At 50.4% G+C, this 16334-nt stretch carries 14 protein-coding genes and 1 pseudogene; all 15 read right to left on the bottom strand.

Annotated elements, in window-relative coordinates; translation table 11 throughout:
* Positions 1-1532 (bottom strand): autotransporter outer membrane beta-barrel domain-containing protein (locus tag H9644_RS20295; RefSeq protein WP_191776321.1); only part of this gene is annotated, 1532 nt, incomplete at its 3' end.
* A gap of 551 nt (positions 1533-2083) precedes the next feature.
* Positions 2084-2307, bottom strand: a pseudogene (locus H9644_RS20300) (AAA family ATPase); the annotation flags it as partial.
* A gap of 242 nt (positions 2308-2549) precedes the next feature.
* Entirely contained in the window at positions 2550-4088 is a 1539-nt protein-coding gene (emrB, locus tag H9644_RS20305) for a multidrug efflux MFS transporter permease subunit EmrB (RefSeq protein WP_064529931.1), read from the bottom strand.
* 16 nt (positions 4089-4104) lie between these two features.
* On the bottom strand, positions 4105-5277 hold the full coding sequence (gene emrA, locus H9644_RS20310) for a multidrug efflux MFS transporter periplasmic adaptor subunit EmrA (RefSeq protein WP_064529930.1): 1173 nt from the start codon (positions 5275-5277) through the stop codon (positions 4105-4107).
* Between the two features lie 126 nt (positions 5278-5403).
* A complete protein-coding gene (gene emrR / locus H9644_RS20315; RefSeq protein ID WP_064529929.1) occupies positions 5404-5934 on the bottom strand; it encodes a multidrug efflux transporter EmrAB transcriptional repressor EmrR in 531 nt (176 codons plus the stop codon).
* A gap of 90 nt (positions 5935-6024) precedes the next feature.
* Entirely contained in the window at positions 6025-6360 is a 336-nt protein-coding gene (ygaH, locus tag H9644_RS20320) for an L-valine transporter subunit YgaH (protein ID WP_064529928.1), read from the bottom strand.
* Entirely contained in the window at positions 6350-7087 is a 738-nt protein-coding gene (gene ygaZ / locus H9644_RS20325; RefSeq protein ID WP_191776324.1) for an L-valine exporter subunit YgaZ, read from the bottom strand. The genes ygaH and ygaZ overlap by 11 nt, the downstream gene beginning before the upstream one ends.
* A 123-nt stretch (positions 7088-7210) precedes the next feature.
* Positions 7211-8395: an MFS transporter gene (locus H9644_RS20330; RefSeq protein ID WP_191776327.1), complete on the bottom strand. Its 1185-nt coding sequence runs from the start codon at positions 8393-8395 to the stop codon at positions 7211-7213.
* 290 nt (positions 8396-8685) lie between these two features.
* Positions 8686-9678, bottom strand: a complete 993-nt coding sequence (gene proX, locus H9644_RS20335) for a glycine betaine/L-proline ABC transporter substrate-binding protein ProX (protein WP_191776330.1) — start codon at positions 9676-9678, stop codon at positions 8686-8688.
* Between the two features lie 57 nt (positions 9679-9735).
* Positions 9736-10800: a glycine betaine/L-proline ABC transporter permease ProW gene (proW, locus tag H9644_RS20340; protein WP_191776333.1), complete on the bottom strand. Its 1065-nt coding sequence runs from the start codon at positions 10798-10800 to the stop codon at positions 9736-9738.
* Positions 10793-11995 carry a glycine betaine/L-proline ABC transporter ATP-binding protein ProV gene (gene proV / locus H9644_RS20345; protein WP_000985481.1) on the bottom strand — a complete coding sequence of 401 codons (1203 nt, stop codon included), beginning with the start codon at positions 11993-11995 and terminating at the stop codon, positions 10793-10795. Before proV ends, proW begins: the two co-directional genes overlap by 8 nt.
* Positions 11996-12351: 356 nt before the next feature.
* Complete coding sequence (nrdF, locus tag H9644_RS20350; RefSeq protein WP_191776336.1) at positions 12352-13311, bottom strand: class 1b ribonucleoside-diphosphate reductase subunit beta; 960 nt, start codon at positions 13309-13311, stop codon at positions 12352-12354.
* Between the two features lie 138 nt (positions 13312-13449).
* Positions 13450-15594 (bottom strand): class 1b ribonucleoside-diphosphate reductase subunit alpha, encoded by a 2145-nt coding sequence (gene nrdE / locus H9644_RS20355; protein WP_191776340.1) that lies wholly within the window; start codon positions 15592-15594, stop codon positions 13450-13452.
* Positions 15567-15977: a class Ib ribonucleoside-diphosphate reductase assembly flavoprotein NrdI gene (gene nrdI, locus H9644_RS20360; protein ID WP_064529921.1), complete on the bottom strand. Its 411-nt coding sequence runs from the start codon at positions 15975-15977 to the stop codon at positions 15567-15569. Before nrdI ends, nrdE begins: the two co-directional genes overlap by 28 nt.
* Positions 15974-16219, bottom strand: coding sequence for a glutaredoxin-like protein NrdH (gene nrdH, locus H9644_RS20365; RefSeq protein ID WP_191776343.1), 246 nt, complete (start codon positions 16217-16219; stop codon positions 15974-15976). The genes nrdI and nrdH overlap by 4 nt, the downstream gene beginning before the upstream one ends.
* Positions 16220-16334 lie beyond the last annotated feature (115 nt).

Below are 16334 nucleotides of genomic sequence, written 5' to 3' on the forward strand. Positions count from 1 at the left end.
GGGGTATACGGTCCTGCGGGAATTTCACTGGTTAAAAACCAGTTCTGGTTGTCGCTTTTTACCACGTTGTAGTCATAGGGACCGGCAACAATACGGCCTTCTTTACTGAACGTCCCCTTTGATGCGCCAGTTATTTCAATAATGCGGATACCTTCAAGCGTACTGGCGCCCTGACCACCGGCATTGTGAACACTCACGCGGGTATGACCAGACGTGTTGCCTTTTACAATTAATTTATCGGTCGCGGAATTATCATCGCCGAGTTCGGTACGCATTACTAACAAACCGTTATTGGCAGTGTAATCACCATTAATGGTGAGTGTAGCTGGCGTCAGACTGTTGCCATTTTTTGAGGAGGACAGCATCGCCGTACCTGCCAAATCCAGCGCATTTAAGGTTTGTGAAAAACCATCTAAATCGATGTTTCCGCCACTGTCGACAACATAATCGGAGTTTGGGCTGAAGGTATCGTTGATACCGGCGCGTAGGGTGCCTTTACTAATATTCGTTTGGCCAGAGTAGGTATTTGCGCCAGTCAACGTAGTGACCCCTGAACCTACCTGGTTAACCTCGCCTTTGCCAACGATATCTGCAGCCAGGATAAAATCTTCGCTGGAATGGTTGAAATTAATTTGGGCAGTACTATCCCCGACATCGCTTCCCATATGGATAGCTGGTGTCTTGATGATTCCCGCTTTCTGCTCGGCTTCCCCCACAGCCCCACCTATGTTTAGAATACCGCTACTGGTGTCTGCCATCCCAAGCCAGATATATTGATTAGCGCTGACCGTGGCATTATTACTCACGGTAAGAATACCTTTTGCCTCGTTCTGCGATGGATCCAATCCCCCAAGGCTGATAAATTCATTCACTGTTAATGAAGAATTGTCGCCATCAACCAGCGTTTCACCGTATCCCGTTCCGCGAAAATCACCTGAGCTTCCAGTGAAGCCAATGAGCACATCTTTTGATGCTGTAAGACGACCGCCATGCGTTATTTCGAGTTTACCCGTCCCCTGATCGCCGACCATCACATATCTTGCGGCAACGGAAGAACCCGCACCGTCAATAATGACTTGCCCTTGAGCCTGGTAATTAAATTCACCGATTCTGAATTCATTTAAATCGGTAATAGTACTGCCACTAAGCACCATTAAGGTTCCTGAACCACCGTTAGTGCCTAAATAAACATCGCGTTCATTAGGCGATGCATGACTAAGCGTCAGATGAGTGTTATTTTCTAGTTTTATTGTCCCTGATGTCGCATTACCGATTACGATTTTAGCCGTAGACAGATCCCGCCCGTCTATATTCAATGTTCCTTCGCTTTTTGAACCAACATTAAGATAATGAAATTGATCCCAGGCTGATGAATTATTTTCGGATGAGGATAGCGTTACAACATCATTATTGTTGATGGTAACATCACTGTTGATGGTTGTGGGTGGTGTCCATGCCAGAGAAACTGGCATTGATAACACAGTCTGAATAGCTATTGCCAGTGCTGTTAAGGGATGCTTCCTGATATTCATAAAGTTCCTCTTCATCCTTATGATTTATTTTTAGATAAATAACGAATTCACAGTAAAAACTTAAATTCTTAGGACTGCTGAATCAGGTTACTGTTCTGTCAAATGAAGAGTAGTGTGTGAGGCCAATAATTATAAACCAGTTTAATTTATGGTTAATTTAATATTGATTAGTTTTGATGGTTTAGGCGTTAGGGTGAAAATAAGGTGCATAATTTTCCTTAGTGGAAATCTTTAATTGTCTTAAGGTATAAAAAATAAGCAAAGGAAAAACAAGGAAAATCAGCAAGATATTCTTTCGGAATTTTGTTGGATTAATAACAGTAATTAATTGCATGTTTATTGTTTACACATCTTCTTAGGCATAATAAACACCAGGATTATTATCAAAAAAACAATACGAATATGATTGCCAGACATGGATTACATGGACGCAAATAATAAGATTAAACATTTTCTCATTAAGAAAAATGCAAAAGTATTATTCTCTCAGGCAATGTAAACCTGCCTAATAAGATAAACTTATCGGGCAGGTGAACTTATACCTGGTTTTTTTACCTGTCAGTCACTCGATACTCCACACTATGCGCTTCATCAGGTTGAGGAATTTCCAGTCTTGAGGCCATCCGCATACCACCGCTTCTGGAACGGCATACTCGCGTCTGGCATTTTGCTGCTTCCATTGTGACCACGGCACTTTCAGATAGAGAATCCTGACTCTCGCACCGTAATCCGTAAACACACCGATAAGCTGGCTACGCAACTGGCGGGTAATGTTCGGCCTCCCAGGGAACAAAATCAGGAGAACTTTGTTCATTGGGGGTTAAAAGAAAAGTGCGAGTATCCCCCGCGAAAGCGAGGGCGAAAGAAAAGAGGATTAACAACCTGAACGAATGCTCAGAACCGGTTAATGGTGAATGGAAGAGCTTGGGGCGGCGAAAAGATACACCGATTGAGTGGATAAAAAAATGTTTACAGAATGAGCAAACCAAAAGGGAGCCGCAGCTCCCTTGAACAACATCAGTGCGCGCCGCCTCCGCCGCCACCTGCGCCAAATGGCGGTTTCGCAAACCACACCAGCCCCAGCAAGACGAGGAATATCCCGGCTGACATCCAGAAGATCTCATTGGCGGAAATAATCAGCCCCTGATTGGTGATCTGCTGGGCAATCCAGCCAGATGCCTGCTGTTGCGTCATCCCCAGCCCTTCCAGTTGACTGTACATCGCCTGGGCGTTCGGGTTATACGGGTTCACTGATTCGGTCAACTGCGCATGGTGCAGCGACTCCCGGTTGGTCCACATAGTCGTCGTTATGGACGTACCGATAGACCCCGCCAACGTTCGCGTAAAGTTAGAGAGACTCGACGCCGCCGCCAGTCGTTCCGGTGGCAAACCAGACAGCGTAATGGTGGTCAGCGGCATAAAGAAGCAGGCCACTGCGAAGCCCTGGATAAACTGCGGCCAGGCCGACGCGCCAAAATCCATACCTGGTTCAAAGGTATAAGCACGCCAGTAGAAGCAAACGGCATACATAATAAAACTGAAGGTTACCAGCCGCCGCATATCCAGTTTATGCGCAAAGCGACCGATAATCGGCGACAGGATCACCGGAATAATCCCTACCGGCGCAGACGCGAGCCCTGCCCAGGTTGCCGTGTAGCCGTAGACTTCCTGCAACAACTGCGGCAGCAGAACAATAGCACCGAAGTAGAGCATATAGGCGAGGCTGATACATAAGCAGCCAATAGTGAAGTTGCGCGACTTAAACAGTGAGAGATCGACTATCGGGTTATCGTCGGTCAGCTCCCAGACAATCAGGAAGCTGATAGCCACCACCGCTACCACGGTGAGGATGATAATTTCCTGTGATGAGAACCAGTCCAGCTCTTTACCCCGGTCGAGCATAATCTGCAGGCTGCCGATACCAATCACCAGCAGCGCCAGCCCCACGGCATCAATCCGCCGCCGCTCGGTACGGGTTTCGCGCCCGCGTAGGGTTTGCAGTGTCATCAATACCACCGCTACGCCAATCGGTACGTTGATGAAGAATATCCAGCCCCAGTGATAATTATCGCTGATATAACCGCCGAGGATTGGCCCGCAGATAGGCGCGACAATCACCGTCATCGACCACAAGGCCAGCGCGATAGAACGTTTGGCGGGTGGATAGTTATTCAGTAACAGACTTTGTGAAAGGGGGATCAATGGCCCGGCGACAATCCCCTGAATCACGCGGAAGAAGATCAGCATATTCAGACTGCTGGAAACACCACACGCCCACGAAGCAATGGCGAAGGCGATGGTCGACCAGAGGAACAGTTTCACTTCCCCGAAGCGCTTTGCCAGCCAGCCGGTAAGAGGGATCGAGATGGCATTTGCCACCCCGAAAGAAGTGATCACCCACGTTCCCTGACTGAGTGATGAGCCCAGGTTCCCGGCGATAGTGGGGATCGCCACGTTAGCAATGGTGGAGTCCAGCACCTGCATGAATGTCGCCAGTGACAGCGCAATCGTCATAATGACCAGTTGCGCGCCTTCCAGCGGTTTTTGCTGTTGCATCACACGCACCTCTGGATTAGCCAGCGTTAGCTTTTACGATGTCGTCGATCAGTTTATTGACAGGTGCCAGGCTGATTTCACGCGCGGTGCTTACCGCAACCGGCGTAGAACGTACTTTGTTTGCCAGTACCTGACCGTCACGGTTAGTGGTATTGACGCTCACCAGCGTGGATAAACCGATGCGTAGCGGATATTGCTCCAGCTGTTTTTGGTCCAGTTCAATACGAACGGGCAGACGCTGAACGACTTTGATCCAGTTACCGGTAGCATTTTGCGCCGGAAGCAGTGAGAACGCGCTACCCGTACCCATATCCAGACCAAGCACTTTACCGGTGTATTTCACGTCATCGCCGTAAATATCCGTGGTGATAGTGACCGGCTGACCGATACGCATATTGGCAATCTGTGTTTCTTTAAAGTTGGCATCTACCCACATATTAGTGGCCGGAACGACCGCCATCAGCGGCGTCGTTGGGCTAATTTGCGCACCCGGTTGCACGGCACGGCGGGAGACATAACCAGTCATCGGGCTGACAATACGGGTACGTTCCAGCGCCAGCCAGGCGTTACGCACTTCAGTAGCGGCCTGTTGCACGGCAGGCTGATCTTCCAGTTTAGTTCCCAGAATCATCGCCTGATTAGCATTGTATTGTTGAATAGCGACATCCAGTTGCGCCTGGGCGCTGGTGACGGCGTCGCGGGCGTGTTGCAGCTCTTCGCGGCCAATCAGGTTGGCATTGCCCAGCGGCACGCGGCGGTTGTAGTCACTCTGAGCTTTGGCGAGGGCGATTTTCTGCACCTCAATATTTGCCTGCAACTGTTTGCTGTTAATCATCAGCTGGTGGGTTTGACGAACGCTGGAAGCCAGTGCAGTTTTGGCTTTTTCAAATGCCTGGCGAGCATCCGTCGGGTCGAGAGTGACCAGCACATCGCCTTCTTTTACAAAATCGGTGTTATCGGCCCAGACTTTCGTCACACTGCCTGACACCTGAGACATAATTTGAATCTGATTTCCTGCCACGTATGCGTCATCAGTTTCTTCGAAATGACGCAGTACCAAAAACCAATAAATCCCTATCGCTACGGCAATAATAATAAAGAGCAAGGTAAGAAGGAGGAGCAGACGCTTACGTTTGCCACTCTTCTTTACCGGTTGCTGCGGGCTTTGTGTCTCCGCATTTGCGCTCATAGTATTCTCCACGATCTTCTTAACTCATCGGCTGAGCCGACCTGCTTGCCAAAAAGGCCAGCACGTTACGATGCTGGCCGGTCAGTTTTTCTTTTATAAGTCTGGATTTTTGAGCGAGATGACGCGTTAGCTCATCGCTTCGAGAACAGCACCGTCTTGTTCCATCTGATCGAGACGGGAGAGCAATTTGCGGGTGATTTGCTCTAGCTGATCTTTTTCGCTAGTGCTGAGTGCGGACCAGAGTTGATGCAGGCAGTTATGCTGCGGCGGTAAAACCTCGCGCAAAAACTCGTGACCTTTTTCCGTTAATTGCAGATGCAGGCAGCGGCGATCGTTATCGCTTTCACGACGTTCGATCCAGCCACGTTTTTCCAGTTCATCGGCAATACGCGTCGCATTGGTACGGGATGATCCAAGAGCACAACTTAATTCAGAAGGCTGAATGCTGTGGTTTTCCTGAGACTCCAGCGTAATCAACGCCATAAACAACGTCTCGTTAATCCCCTGAGCCTTCAGCATTTTATTGCGGTTCTCCAGCAGCTTGCTTTGCATATGCATACAAAGACGGGTCAGAAGGATCTCCTGATAAGGAAAATCTTCGTGGCGGCTGGCGCGAAATTTTAGCATTTGTTCAATGGGCGTAAACGAACTATCCATTTGGGTATGACCTCATTAATTTCAGCCGATATAGTAACGACAGTGACAAATAAAGTAAATGTATTGTTTTAGAAAAATGATTCTTGTGGGTTATATAATCGCCATCACTTTCCACGTCAGCCCGTAGACCAGCGCACTCAAAAGAGTGGGAATAATGATGCTGCGTGTTTTATAGAAACTGGCTCCCAGTACCGCAAAACCGACCAGTGTGGGTACGAAACGGCGTGAATCGTGCATCACTTCTGGTGCGGTAGAGACAACCAGCAGAGCGCAAATCGAGGCGATGCCAATGGTGTCGAGCAAAATACCCACTGCGCCACGCTTGGTTGGGCGGGCATTACCCACCCGCAGGCGTAGGGGTAAATAGCGGAAGCAGTAATTCGCCGCGCCAACCAGTAATCCAAGCAGCAGAACCTCATAGCTCATCAGGTGCTCCTTGCCAGAATGACTGGATTAACGCAGTGAGGCAGCCAAAGACAATGCCTGCCAGAATGGCGACGGGAATGGAAAATAGCGTTACGCCTGCAAGGGCACCAACTAACGCTGCGGTAACGCAAAGAGATTGTTTGCGCTGGAAAGAGGCGAGCAGAAAACTCATAAAGAGTGCCGGCAGCATAAAGCCTAACGCTGCTTCAACGGCTGGATAACCTTGCAGCAAACCGCTGCCCGAAAATGCCCCTATTACCGTACCAAATACCCACGATGACCATGAACTGAAGGCAATGCCGATCATCCAGTTCTCGCTCCAGCGGCGATTATTACGTACCAGTTTTGCCGTTGCTGCGGCAAAAACTTCGTCCGTCAGGCCAAACGCCCACAGTGCGGTTTTCGATTTTTGCAGGCGTTGAATAATGCGGCTACGCAACGACGGACCATACAGTACATGGCGAACATCCATTGCCATAACGGTCAATGCTGCTACCCACAAGCTACTGCCAGCTGCCAGCATTGCGGTGATGACAAACTGGCTCGCTCCTGCATAAATAATGCAGGAGAAAAAAACGCTTTCCAGGGGAGTGAATCCCAGACGGGTCGCATTCAGACCAAATGCAAAGGCCACCGGAATATAACTAATAACAATCGGTAAACTGTCTTTGCAGCCTTCCATGAAGGTCGCCGAATCAGAAGCAGGCAGTGGAGTAGGGCTTACCATAGAGTGTACGCTTAACGATTGCTAATATTATTAATAGACGGAATGAATATCTTAACCTTATCAGACTGATGGGATTCTTAACACCCTTATAAGTGTAAAGCCACGAAAACGGTTGCTGATTGCTTAATTTGCGGCTTCCTGACGATGAAAACCTCGCCACCAGACCAGTAAATTCAATAGGGCAAGTGACGCACCTGCCAGGCAAACGCCAGCCCAACCGGCATGTTGCCAGGCGGATGCTGAGATCAGCGAACCAGCAGCACCGCCAATAAAGTAGCTGGTCATGTAACCTGCGGTCAGGCGATTACGCGCATCAGGATGAATACGATAAATCACGGTTTGATTGGTGATATGCACGCCCTGCACGGTGAGATCCAGTACCAGAATGCCGATAATTAGCGCCAGTACGGAAGCGTGGCCAAACCAGATAGCCAGCCATGAAAGTAACAACAGCAGCAGACCAAACGTTGTTGTGAGGTGCGATTTGCCCTTATCGGCAAAACCGCCCGCCGGACGAGCGCCCAACGCCCCGGCAGCTCCTGCAAGTCCAAACAGACCAATTACGCCATCGCTGTAGTTAAAAGGTGGTGCAGCGAGCAAAAAGGCCATTGATGTCCAGAGAATGCTGAAGTTGGCAAAGGTCAGGCAGCCCAGTACGGCGCGGGTACGCAGAATTTTATCACTGATAAACATGCTGAAAACGGAACCTAACAACTGTGGGTAGTTGAGGTGGGTTTCTGATTTCATCTGCGGCAGGCCGCGCCATAACGCCAGCGCCATCAGTGCCATTAACACCGAAGCGACCCAAAAGACGGTGCGCCAGCCGCCGAGATTCGCCAGCAGTCCGGCAACGGTCCGTGCGAGTAATATCCCCAGCAGCAGGCCGCTCATAATAGTGCCAACCACTTTGCCGCGTTTGTCCGGTGAAGCCAGCGTCGCCGCCAGCGGAACCAGAATTTGCGCTACGACCGAGAATAAACCGGTTAATGCTGTACCGAGGATCATCATCGCCAGCGACTGACTGCTGGCAGTGATTAACATGCCACCGGCTGCCAGTAAGGTCATAGTGACAATCAGGCTGCGGCGTTCAAACATGTCACCCAGAGGAACAAGAAACAGCAGACCAGCGGCATAGCCCAACTGAGCGGCGGTGACAATAAAGCCCGCCGAACTGGCGGAGAGGGAAAAGTTACGCGCAATAGTGTCGAGCAGCGGCTGGGCGTAATAGTTGCTGGCGACAGCCAGACCGGTGGCGATCGACATTAGCACGATCAGCGCCGGACTAAGCTCATGATTGGGTTTAGTCATTAATTTGTTTATCAGGTGATGATTAATCTGGAAATCAATAATAGCGGATGTTTATGAATAGCGGGGAAAAGATGGATTGTTGAAATGTGCGGTGTGGTTTGTAGGCATGATAAGACGCGCCAGCGTCGCATCAGGCATTGTGCACAGAATGGCGGATGCGGCGAAAACGCCTTATCCGCCCTACGGAATGAGTGTGGTTTGTAGGCATGATAAGACGCGTCAGCGTCACATCAGGCTTTGTGAACAGAATGACGGATACGGCGAAAACGCCTTATCCGCCCGAATAAAAATTACTTCTGCGCTGCCAGCGCCTCATTCACCCAGCCATCGAACTGCTGCTGGTGGGCTTTGATCCAGCCATCAACGTGGCCCTGAATATCGCCTTCTGAGGCTTTGCCGTCATGCATAATGGCGTTCTGGGCGTTAATGTCTGCCACCGGTAACTGCATAATGGCAAACAGTTTGGCTGCCGCCGGGTTTTTCTCGGCCCAGGCTTTGTTGGCAACGATATGCATGGTGCTGACCGGGAAGCCGTAATTCGCGCCATTCGGCAGTTTGGTATCGGCGTTTTTATCGCCCGGCAGTGCGGAGAACGGCACCTGCAACCAGACGACATCTTTACCTGGCTTCAGTTCGTTACTCACCCAGTACGGCGTCCAGGTGTAGTAAAACACCGGCTTACCCTCTTTGAAACGACTGATGGTATCAGCCATCATCGCTGCGTAGTTCCCCTGATTATGCGTCACGGTGTTGGTCAGTTCATACGCGGCAAGCTGGTGGTTGATCGCACCTTCGCAGCCCCAGCCTGGGTTACAGCCGGTTAAATCCGCTTTGCCATCGCCGTTGGTATCGAACAGTTTGGCGATATTCGGATCTTTCAGTTGCGCGATGTTGGTGATTTTGTACTGGTCGGCAGTTTTCTTATCGATCAGGTAACCTTGTGCCGCGCCGTTAACAAATACCCCTTCGCGATAAAATTTCTTATCGCCGCCGGCAGCTTCATACATGTTGTCATGCAGCGGCGTCCAGTTCACGGCGGTAAAGGTCGCATCGCCAGATGCAAGCGAGGTGTAGCCAACGTTGTAATCCACTTCGCTGGGTTTATTGACGGTATAACCTAATTTCTCCAGCGCACGGCTGACCAGCAGCGTCTGGAAGGTTTCTTCTGTGATGGTGCTCTGAACTGGATTAACAGTAATGCCTTTGCCCGGCAGATCGGCAGCAAAAGTTTGTGTAGAGATAAGCGTGGCAAACGCTGTCGCAAAAAGTACGCTATGTCGCATTGTTATTCCTTTTTTTGGCAGGGTGATAATGCCCGGCGTCACCGGGCAAGTGCAGAGTTACTTAATGAATGGGCGGGTCAGCAGACCGACAGGGCCAGTGGTGTACCAGCGACGGTTGCCGCGACTGCGTGAGTCGCGCCCAACGGCCTGCGTCAGGCGATCGAGGATAATGGCGAGGATCACAATCCCGACTCCGCCAACGGTGGCAAGCCCCATATCCAGACGACCGATACCGCGAAGTACCATCTGACCCAGCCCGCCGACGGCAATCATCGAGGCGATGACCACCATAGAAAGAGCCAGCATCAGCGTCTGGTTAACGCCCGCCATAATAGTTGGCATCGCCAGCGGTAACTGAACTTTGAACAGCATCTGGCGCGGGCTGGCACCGAATGAGCGCGAGGCTTCAATCAGATCTGCCGGAACCTGGTTAATCCCCAGAATGGTCAGACGGATAATCGGCGGCAGAGCAAAGATGATAGTCACCACTACGCCCGGCACGTTGCCGATACCAAACAGCATGACGATGGGTACCAGATAGACAAACGCAGGCGTGGTCTGCATGGCATCAAGCAGCGGACGAATAATTTTCGCCGCTCGCGGACTTCTTGCCAGCCAGATCCCCAGCGGCAGTCCGATGACGATACAGAACAGCAGGGCGGTTAACACCAGCGCCAGAGTAACCATTGCCTGCGACCAGGCACCGATTGCGCCGATGGCAATCAGCGAAATCAGCGTCGCAACGCCCATTCCTACCCCAGAAATCTGCCAGGCTATCAGGGCAAAAATGATAATCGCCACAGGCGCGGGCATACCCAGCAGCAGTTGCTGGAAACCGTTGAGGATGTAATCCACCGGAACGCGCACGCCCTGGAAGACCGGGCGAAAATGAGTCACGACCCAGTCGATCCCTTCGGTCACCCAACTGTCGAGCGGGATCAGCGTCTTATGGAACGGATCGAGAATATTAAAATGTTCGACATTTGGCGCAGGCGCACTGGTCAGCCAGTCAGCGCCACCGCCGTCAGTCGGTGCAGTTGCTGGTGTACCCCAGGCGTCTGCGGATTGTGCAGCGCTGTCCGCCGCTGGCGTGGTATCCCACGGATTATTTTGATCAGCCATTATTTACCCCCTCGCGATCTAAAGCTCGCAGCAGCATTCCTTTCGAAATGATGCCGACATACTGTTGGTCCTCATCGACGACTGGCACCGCACAGGGCGCCTGTCCGACATGAGAGAGCAACTCGCTAAGAGGCGTTTGCGCATCGACCGCTAACGGCGCATCAATCAGTGCTGCATCAAGACCTTGCTGCTGCGTTAACGCGGCTTTAAGCGAATCGATAGACACTGCGCCGACAAACTTATTACCGCGTTCGATGACGTAGCCATATTCGCGATCTTCATCTTGCAATAATTTCAGTGCAGAACGCGGGCCGAAGCCTGGTGTTTTGCGAATTAAGCCGTTCGGTGAACGACGGGCAATATCTTTTGCGCTGAACACCTGGCTAATATCGACACCACGGAAGAAGGTACGGACATAATCATTCGCCGGATTATTAAGAATTTCATCCGGTGTACCGACCTGAACGACTTCACCATTTTGCATAATGGCAATTCGGTCGCCAATACGCATAGCTTCATCGAGATCGTGAGAAATAAAGACAATGGTGCGCTGATGTTTCGCCTGTAATTTTACCAGTTCATCCTGCATCTCGGTGCGAATTAATGGGTCGAGCGCCGAGAAGGCTTCATCCATTAATAAAATATCCGGATTAATCGCTAATGCGCGGGCTAATCCTACACGTTGACGCATCCCGCCCGAGAGTTCGTCCGGGTAGCTGTGGGCGTAATTTTCCAGCCCGACCTGACGCAGTGCATCAATGGCTTTTTCCCGGCGCTCCTCGGCATTAATTCCGGCCAATTCCATACCGAACGCGGTATTGTCCAGCACGGTCATATGCGGCATTAAGGCAAAGGACTGGAAGACCATCGCAATCTTTTTTCTGCGCACCTCGCGGAGTTCGGCGTCGGATATTTTGGCAATATCAACGCCGTCAATCAGTACTTGCCCGCGGGTGGGTTCAATCAGGCGATTGAGAAGGCGTACCATTGTGGATTTACCCGAACCGGATAATCCCATGATGACAAATATCTCGCCTTCTTCAATGGCCAGACTGGCGTCTTTTACGCCAAGCGATAGCCCAGTTTTTTCCAGAATTTGTTCTTTTGAAAGTCCTTGTTCGATATATTTGAAAGCTCGCTGTGGATGCTCGCCAAATATTTTATAAAGATTTTTAATTTCTAATTTAATTGCCATGCAATAGAAGGATTCCTGTTATTTGTTTATGTCGATATATTACCCAATGGAAATAGTCACTTTTTTCTACCCTAACATACTGAGAATCTGAGGCAACCCCTGATGGCAAATGTGGCATGAATATTGATGCGAGCAAATTGCCGGAATTTCCCGTGATATAAGGGCTGAGAGCAAATCGAGAAAAGTTGATATTTTTTGTTATAGATAGCGAAAAAACGCCTGAATATTGTAGTTTCAGGCGAATAATGCAACAGAGCGTCAGTGTAGATCACCACAAATTATTTGCGTGATAAAAAGCCATTTGGTGGGGATTATTTCCCTGCTGTGGGTAGTGATATTTTTGAAAAATAACCTCGTCAGAAATTCCAGTCTTCATCTTCTGTTTCGACCGCTTTCCCCATTACATAAGAGGAGCCAGAGCCAGAAAAGAAGTCGTGATTTTCATCGGCATTCGGCGAAAGCGCTGCGAGGATTGCCGGATTCACTTCTGCCATTTCTGCGGGAAATAACGGTTCGTAGCCCAGGTTCATTAACGCCTTATTGGCGTTGTAGCAGAGAAACGCTTTTACATCGTTAGCCCACGTTGTTTCGGCGTACAGCCCATCGGTGTATCGCAACTCGTTGTCGTAGAGTTCCAGCAACAAATCGAAGGCGAAATTCTTCAACTCTTCCCGTTGTGCCAGAGAGAGCTTTTCCAGGTTTTTCTGATATTTATAGCCGATGTAATATCCGTGGACTGCTTCATCGCGGATAATCAGACGGATCAGATCGGCGGTATTGGTCAGCTTACCGCGACTGGAAAAATACATCGGCAGCCAGAAACCGGAGTAGAACAAAAATGATTCAAGAAAGACACTGGCGATTTTCTTTTTCAGCGGATTATCACCACGATAATGTTGCTGAATAATCTGTGCTTTTCTTTGCAACGACGCGTTTTCTTCACTCCAGGCGTAGGCGGCATCGACATCTTTTGTCTGGCACAACGTCGAGAAAATCGAACTGTAAGAACGGGCATGAACCGCTTCCATAAAGCTGATATTCGATAATACCGCCTCTTCATGGGGCGTCAGTGCATCGGGCATCAGCGAAGGCGCGCCGATAACATTTTGCAGCGTGTCGAGCAGCGTCAGGCCAGTAAAAACGCGCATCGTCAGTTGTTGTTCTACGGCACTTAATGTCTGCCAGGCGGGAATATCGTTCGACAGCGGCACCTTTTCCGGGAGCCAGAAATTACTGGTCAGGCGATTCCACACCTCCAGATCTTTATCGTCTGTTATCTTGTTCCAGTTGATGGCGCTGATACGTGAGAGTTTCATAAGCAATCCTTAGAGCCTGACTTGGCAGGTTTCGATTTTTGGCAATGTGCGCTTTGCCCCTGCCGGATGCGGCGTGAACGCCTTATCCGGCCTACAAAATCATGCAAATTCAATATATTGCAATTCTCTGCCAGTCTCTTATAGCGAGCAGGAGACGCAGCCTTCAATTTCAGTGCCTTCCAGCGCCATCTGACGCAGGCGGATGTAATAGAGCGTTTTTATCCCTTTTCGCCAGGCGTAAATCTGCGCTTTGTTGATATCGCGAGTGGTGGCGGTATCGGGGAAAAATAGCGTCAGCGACAGCCCTTGATCGACATGGCGGGTCGCTTCGGCGTAGGTGTCGATGATCTTTTCCGCACCAATTTCGTAAGCGTCCTGATACAGTGCCAGATTCTCATTAGTCATAAACGGGGCAGGGTAGTAAACGCGCCCTGTTTTGCCCTCTTTGCGGATCTCCACTTTCGCCACAATCGGATGAATGCTCGACGTGGCATGGTTGATGTAAGAGATAGAGCCGGTTGGTGGCACCGCCTGGAGATTCTGGTTGTAGATGCCGTAGTGCATGACATCGTCACGCAACTGCGCCCACATCTCACGGGTAGGTAACGTGATACCGCTACGAGCAAACAGTTCGCTAACTTTCGCCGTTTTTGGCTGCCAGTTACCTTGCAGATATTGGCTAAAATATTCACCGCTGGCATAGCGCGACTGTTTGAACCCGGCGAAGGTTTCACCGCGTTCGCGCGCCAGCAACATCGATGTACGCAGGGCGTGCCAGGTGATGGTATAGAAATAGAGATTGGTGAAATCCAGTGCTTCCGGCGAACCATAGGCGATGCCTTCTCGCGCCAGATAACCGTGTAAATTCATTTGCCCCAGACCGATGGCGTGCGAGGCGGCATTTCCGGCTGCGATGGACGGCACGCTGCGGATATGACTCATATCTGACACCGCTGTTAAACCGCGTACGGCTGTCTCTACCGTGCGGGCAAAGTCGGAGGAATCCATGGTGTGGGCAATATTCAAAGAACCTAAATTGCAGGAAATATCATGGCCTGTGCGGGCATAGTCGAGATTCTCGTCATACTCTGAGGCGCTGTTAACCTGCAAAATTTCTGAGCAGAGATTGCTCATATTTATGCGCCCGGCGATAGGGTTAGCACGGTTAACCGTGTCTTCATACATGATGTAGGGATAGCCGGACTCAAACTGGATCTCCGCCAGCCGCTGGAAGAAATCACGGGCGTTGATGTATTTTTTGCGGATGCGTTCATCGGCAACCAGTTCGTCATAGTGTTCGCTGATGGCGATATCGGCAAACGGCTTGCCATAAACTCGCTCAACGTCATAGGGCGAAAATAGTGCCATCTGTGCGTTCTCTTTCGCCAGATGGAAAGTGACATCGGGGATCACAACGCCCAGCGACAGCGTTTTAATGCGGATTTTCTCGTCGGCATTTTCCCGCTTTGTATCGAGAAAACGCAGAATATCGGGATGATGGGCGTGTAAATAGACTGCACCAGCCCCCTGACGAGCGCCGAGCTGATTGGCATAGGAAAAGGCGTCTTCCAGCATTTTCATCACCGGAATCACGCCAGAAGATTGATTTTCAATACGTTTAATTGGCGCGCCCGCTTCCCGCAGATTCGACAGCAAAAATGCCACGCCGCCGCCGCGTTTCGACAGTTGCAGTGCGGAATTTACCGCCCGGCCAATCGACTCCATATTGTCCTCAATACGCAGCAGAAAACAGGAAACCAGTTCGCCTCGCTGCTGTTTACCACAGTTGAGGAATGTCGGCGTGGCAGGTTGAAAGCGTCCTGACAGCATCTCATCGGTGAGTTGTAAGGCCAGCGTTTCGTCGCCTTGTGCCAGCGTCAGCGCCACCATCGCGACCCGATCGGCAAAATCTTCCAGATAACGCTTACCGTCGAATGTCTTCAACGTATAGCTGGTGTAAAACTTCCATGCACCGAGGAATGTCTGAAAACGAAAATCGCTGGCGTGTGCGTGGGCAAACAACGTAATGACAAATTCGCGAGAGTAACGGTTGAGGACGCTTTCATCATAGTAACCTTCATTGACCAACCAGTTCAGGCGCTGCTGCTGGCTACTGAAGGTCACGCTGTTCGGGCGTACATGTGTCGCCATAAATGCGTCTACTGCCTGGCGGTCTTTATCGAACTGAATGCGACCCGCGCTATCGTAAAGGTTAAGCATCGCATTCAGGGCGTGGTAATCCATTGTTTCCTGCATCAGGCGTTCTGCGGTTGTCGTTGCCAAAATTCGGTTACTCCTTTACGAACGTTTTCGATATCGCTTTGCGTACCCATAAGTTCAAAGCGGTACAGCCACGGCACGCCGCATTTCTGTGCAATCACATCTCCGGCGCGACCATATGCCTCGCCAAAATTGCGATTACCCGAAGCAATAACGCCGCGAAGCAACGCCCGGTTATGTTGGTCGTTTAAAAAGCGAATCACCTGTCGTGGCACCGCGCCAGCCGTACCGCCGCCGCCGTAAGAAGGCACGATCAGGATGTAAGGCTCGTCTACCTGAATCCGTTCCCGCTCATTGAGCGGAATGCGCACGGCGGGCAGCCCTAAACGTTCGATAAAGCGATGTGTGTTTTCGGAGCTGCTGGAGAAGTAGACGAGCTGGCTCATGCACTGGCCGCGTGTGATGCTGGATGCAGACGATTGATCATGTCCGGGCGGAAGCCAGACCAGCTAAGATCGCCAGCAATTACCACCGGTAACTGGCGAAAGCCCTGAGCACGCAACGCTTCTGCTGCTTCAGGAACTCGATCGACATTAATCATCTCAAAATCAAAGCCCCGGTTTTCCATTGCCCGTTTGGTGGCGTGACATTGAACGCAATCGGTACGAGTGTAAATAGTAATGCGCATGATTCGTATTTCCGTTTAAAATGAAGATACGGCGCGATGATACGCGTCGGGTTGTCTCTCTGTTGATACAGTGATACTAGATGTAGTTGAAAAAAGATTCAACCATACAAGATAT

The organism is Escherichia whittamii, assembly GCF_014836715.1.
Lineage (GTDB): Bacteria > Pseudomonadota > Gammaproteobacteria > Enterobacterales > Enterobacteriaceae > Escherichia > Escherichia whittamii.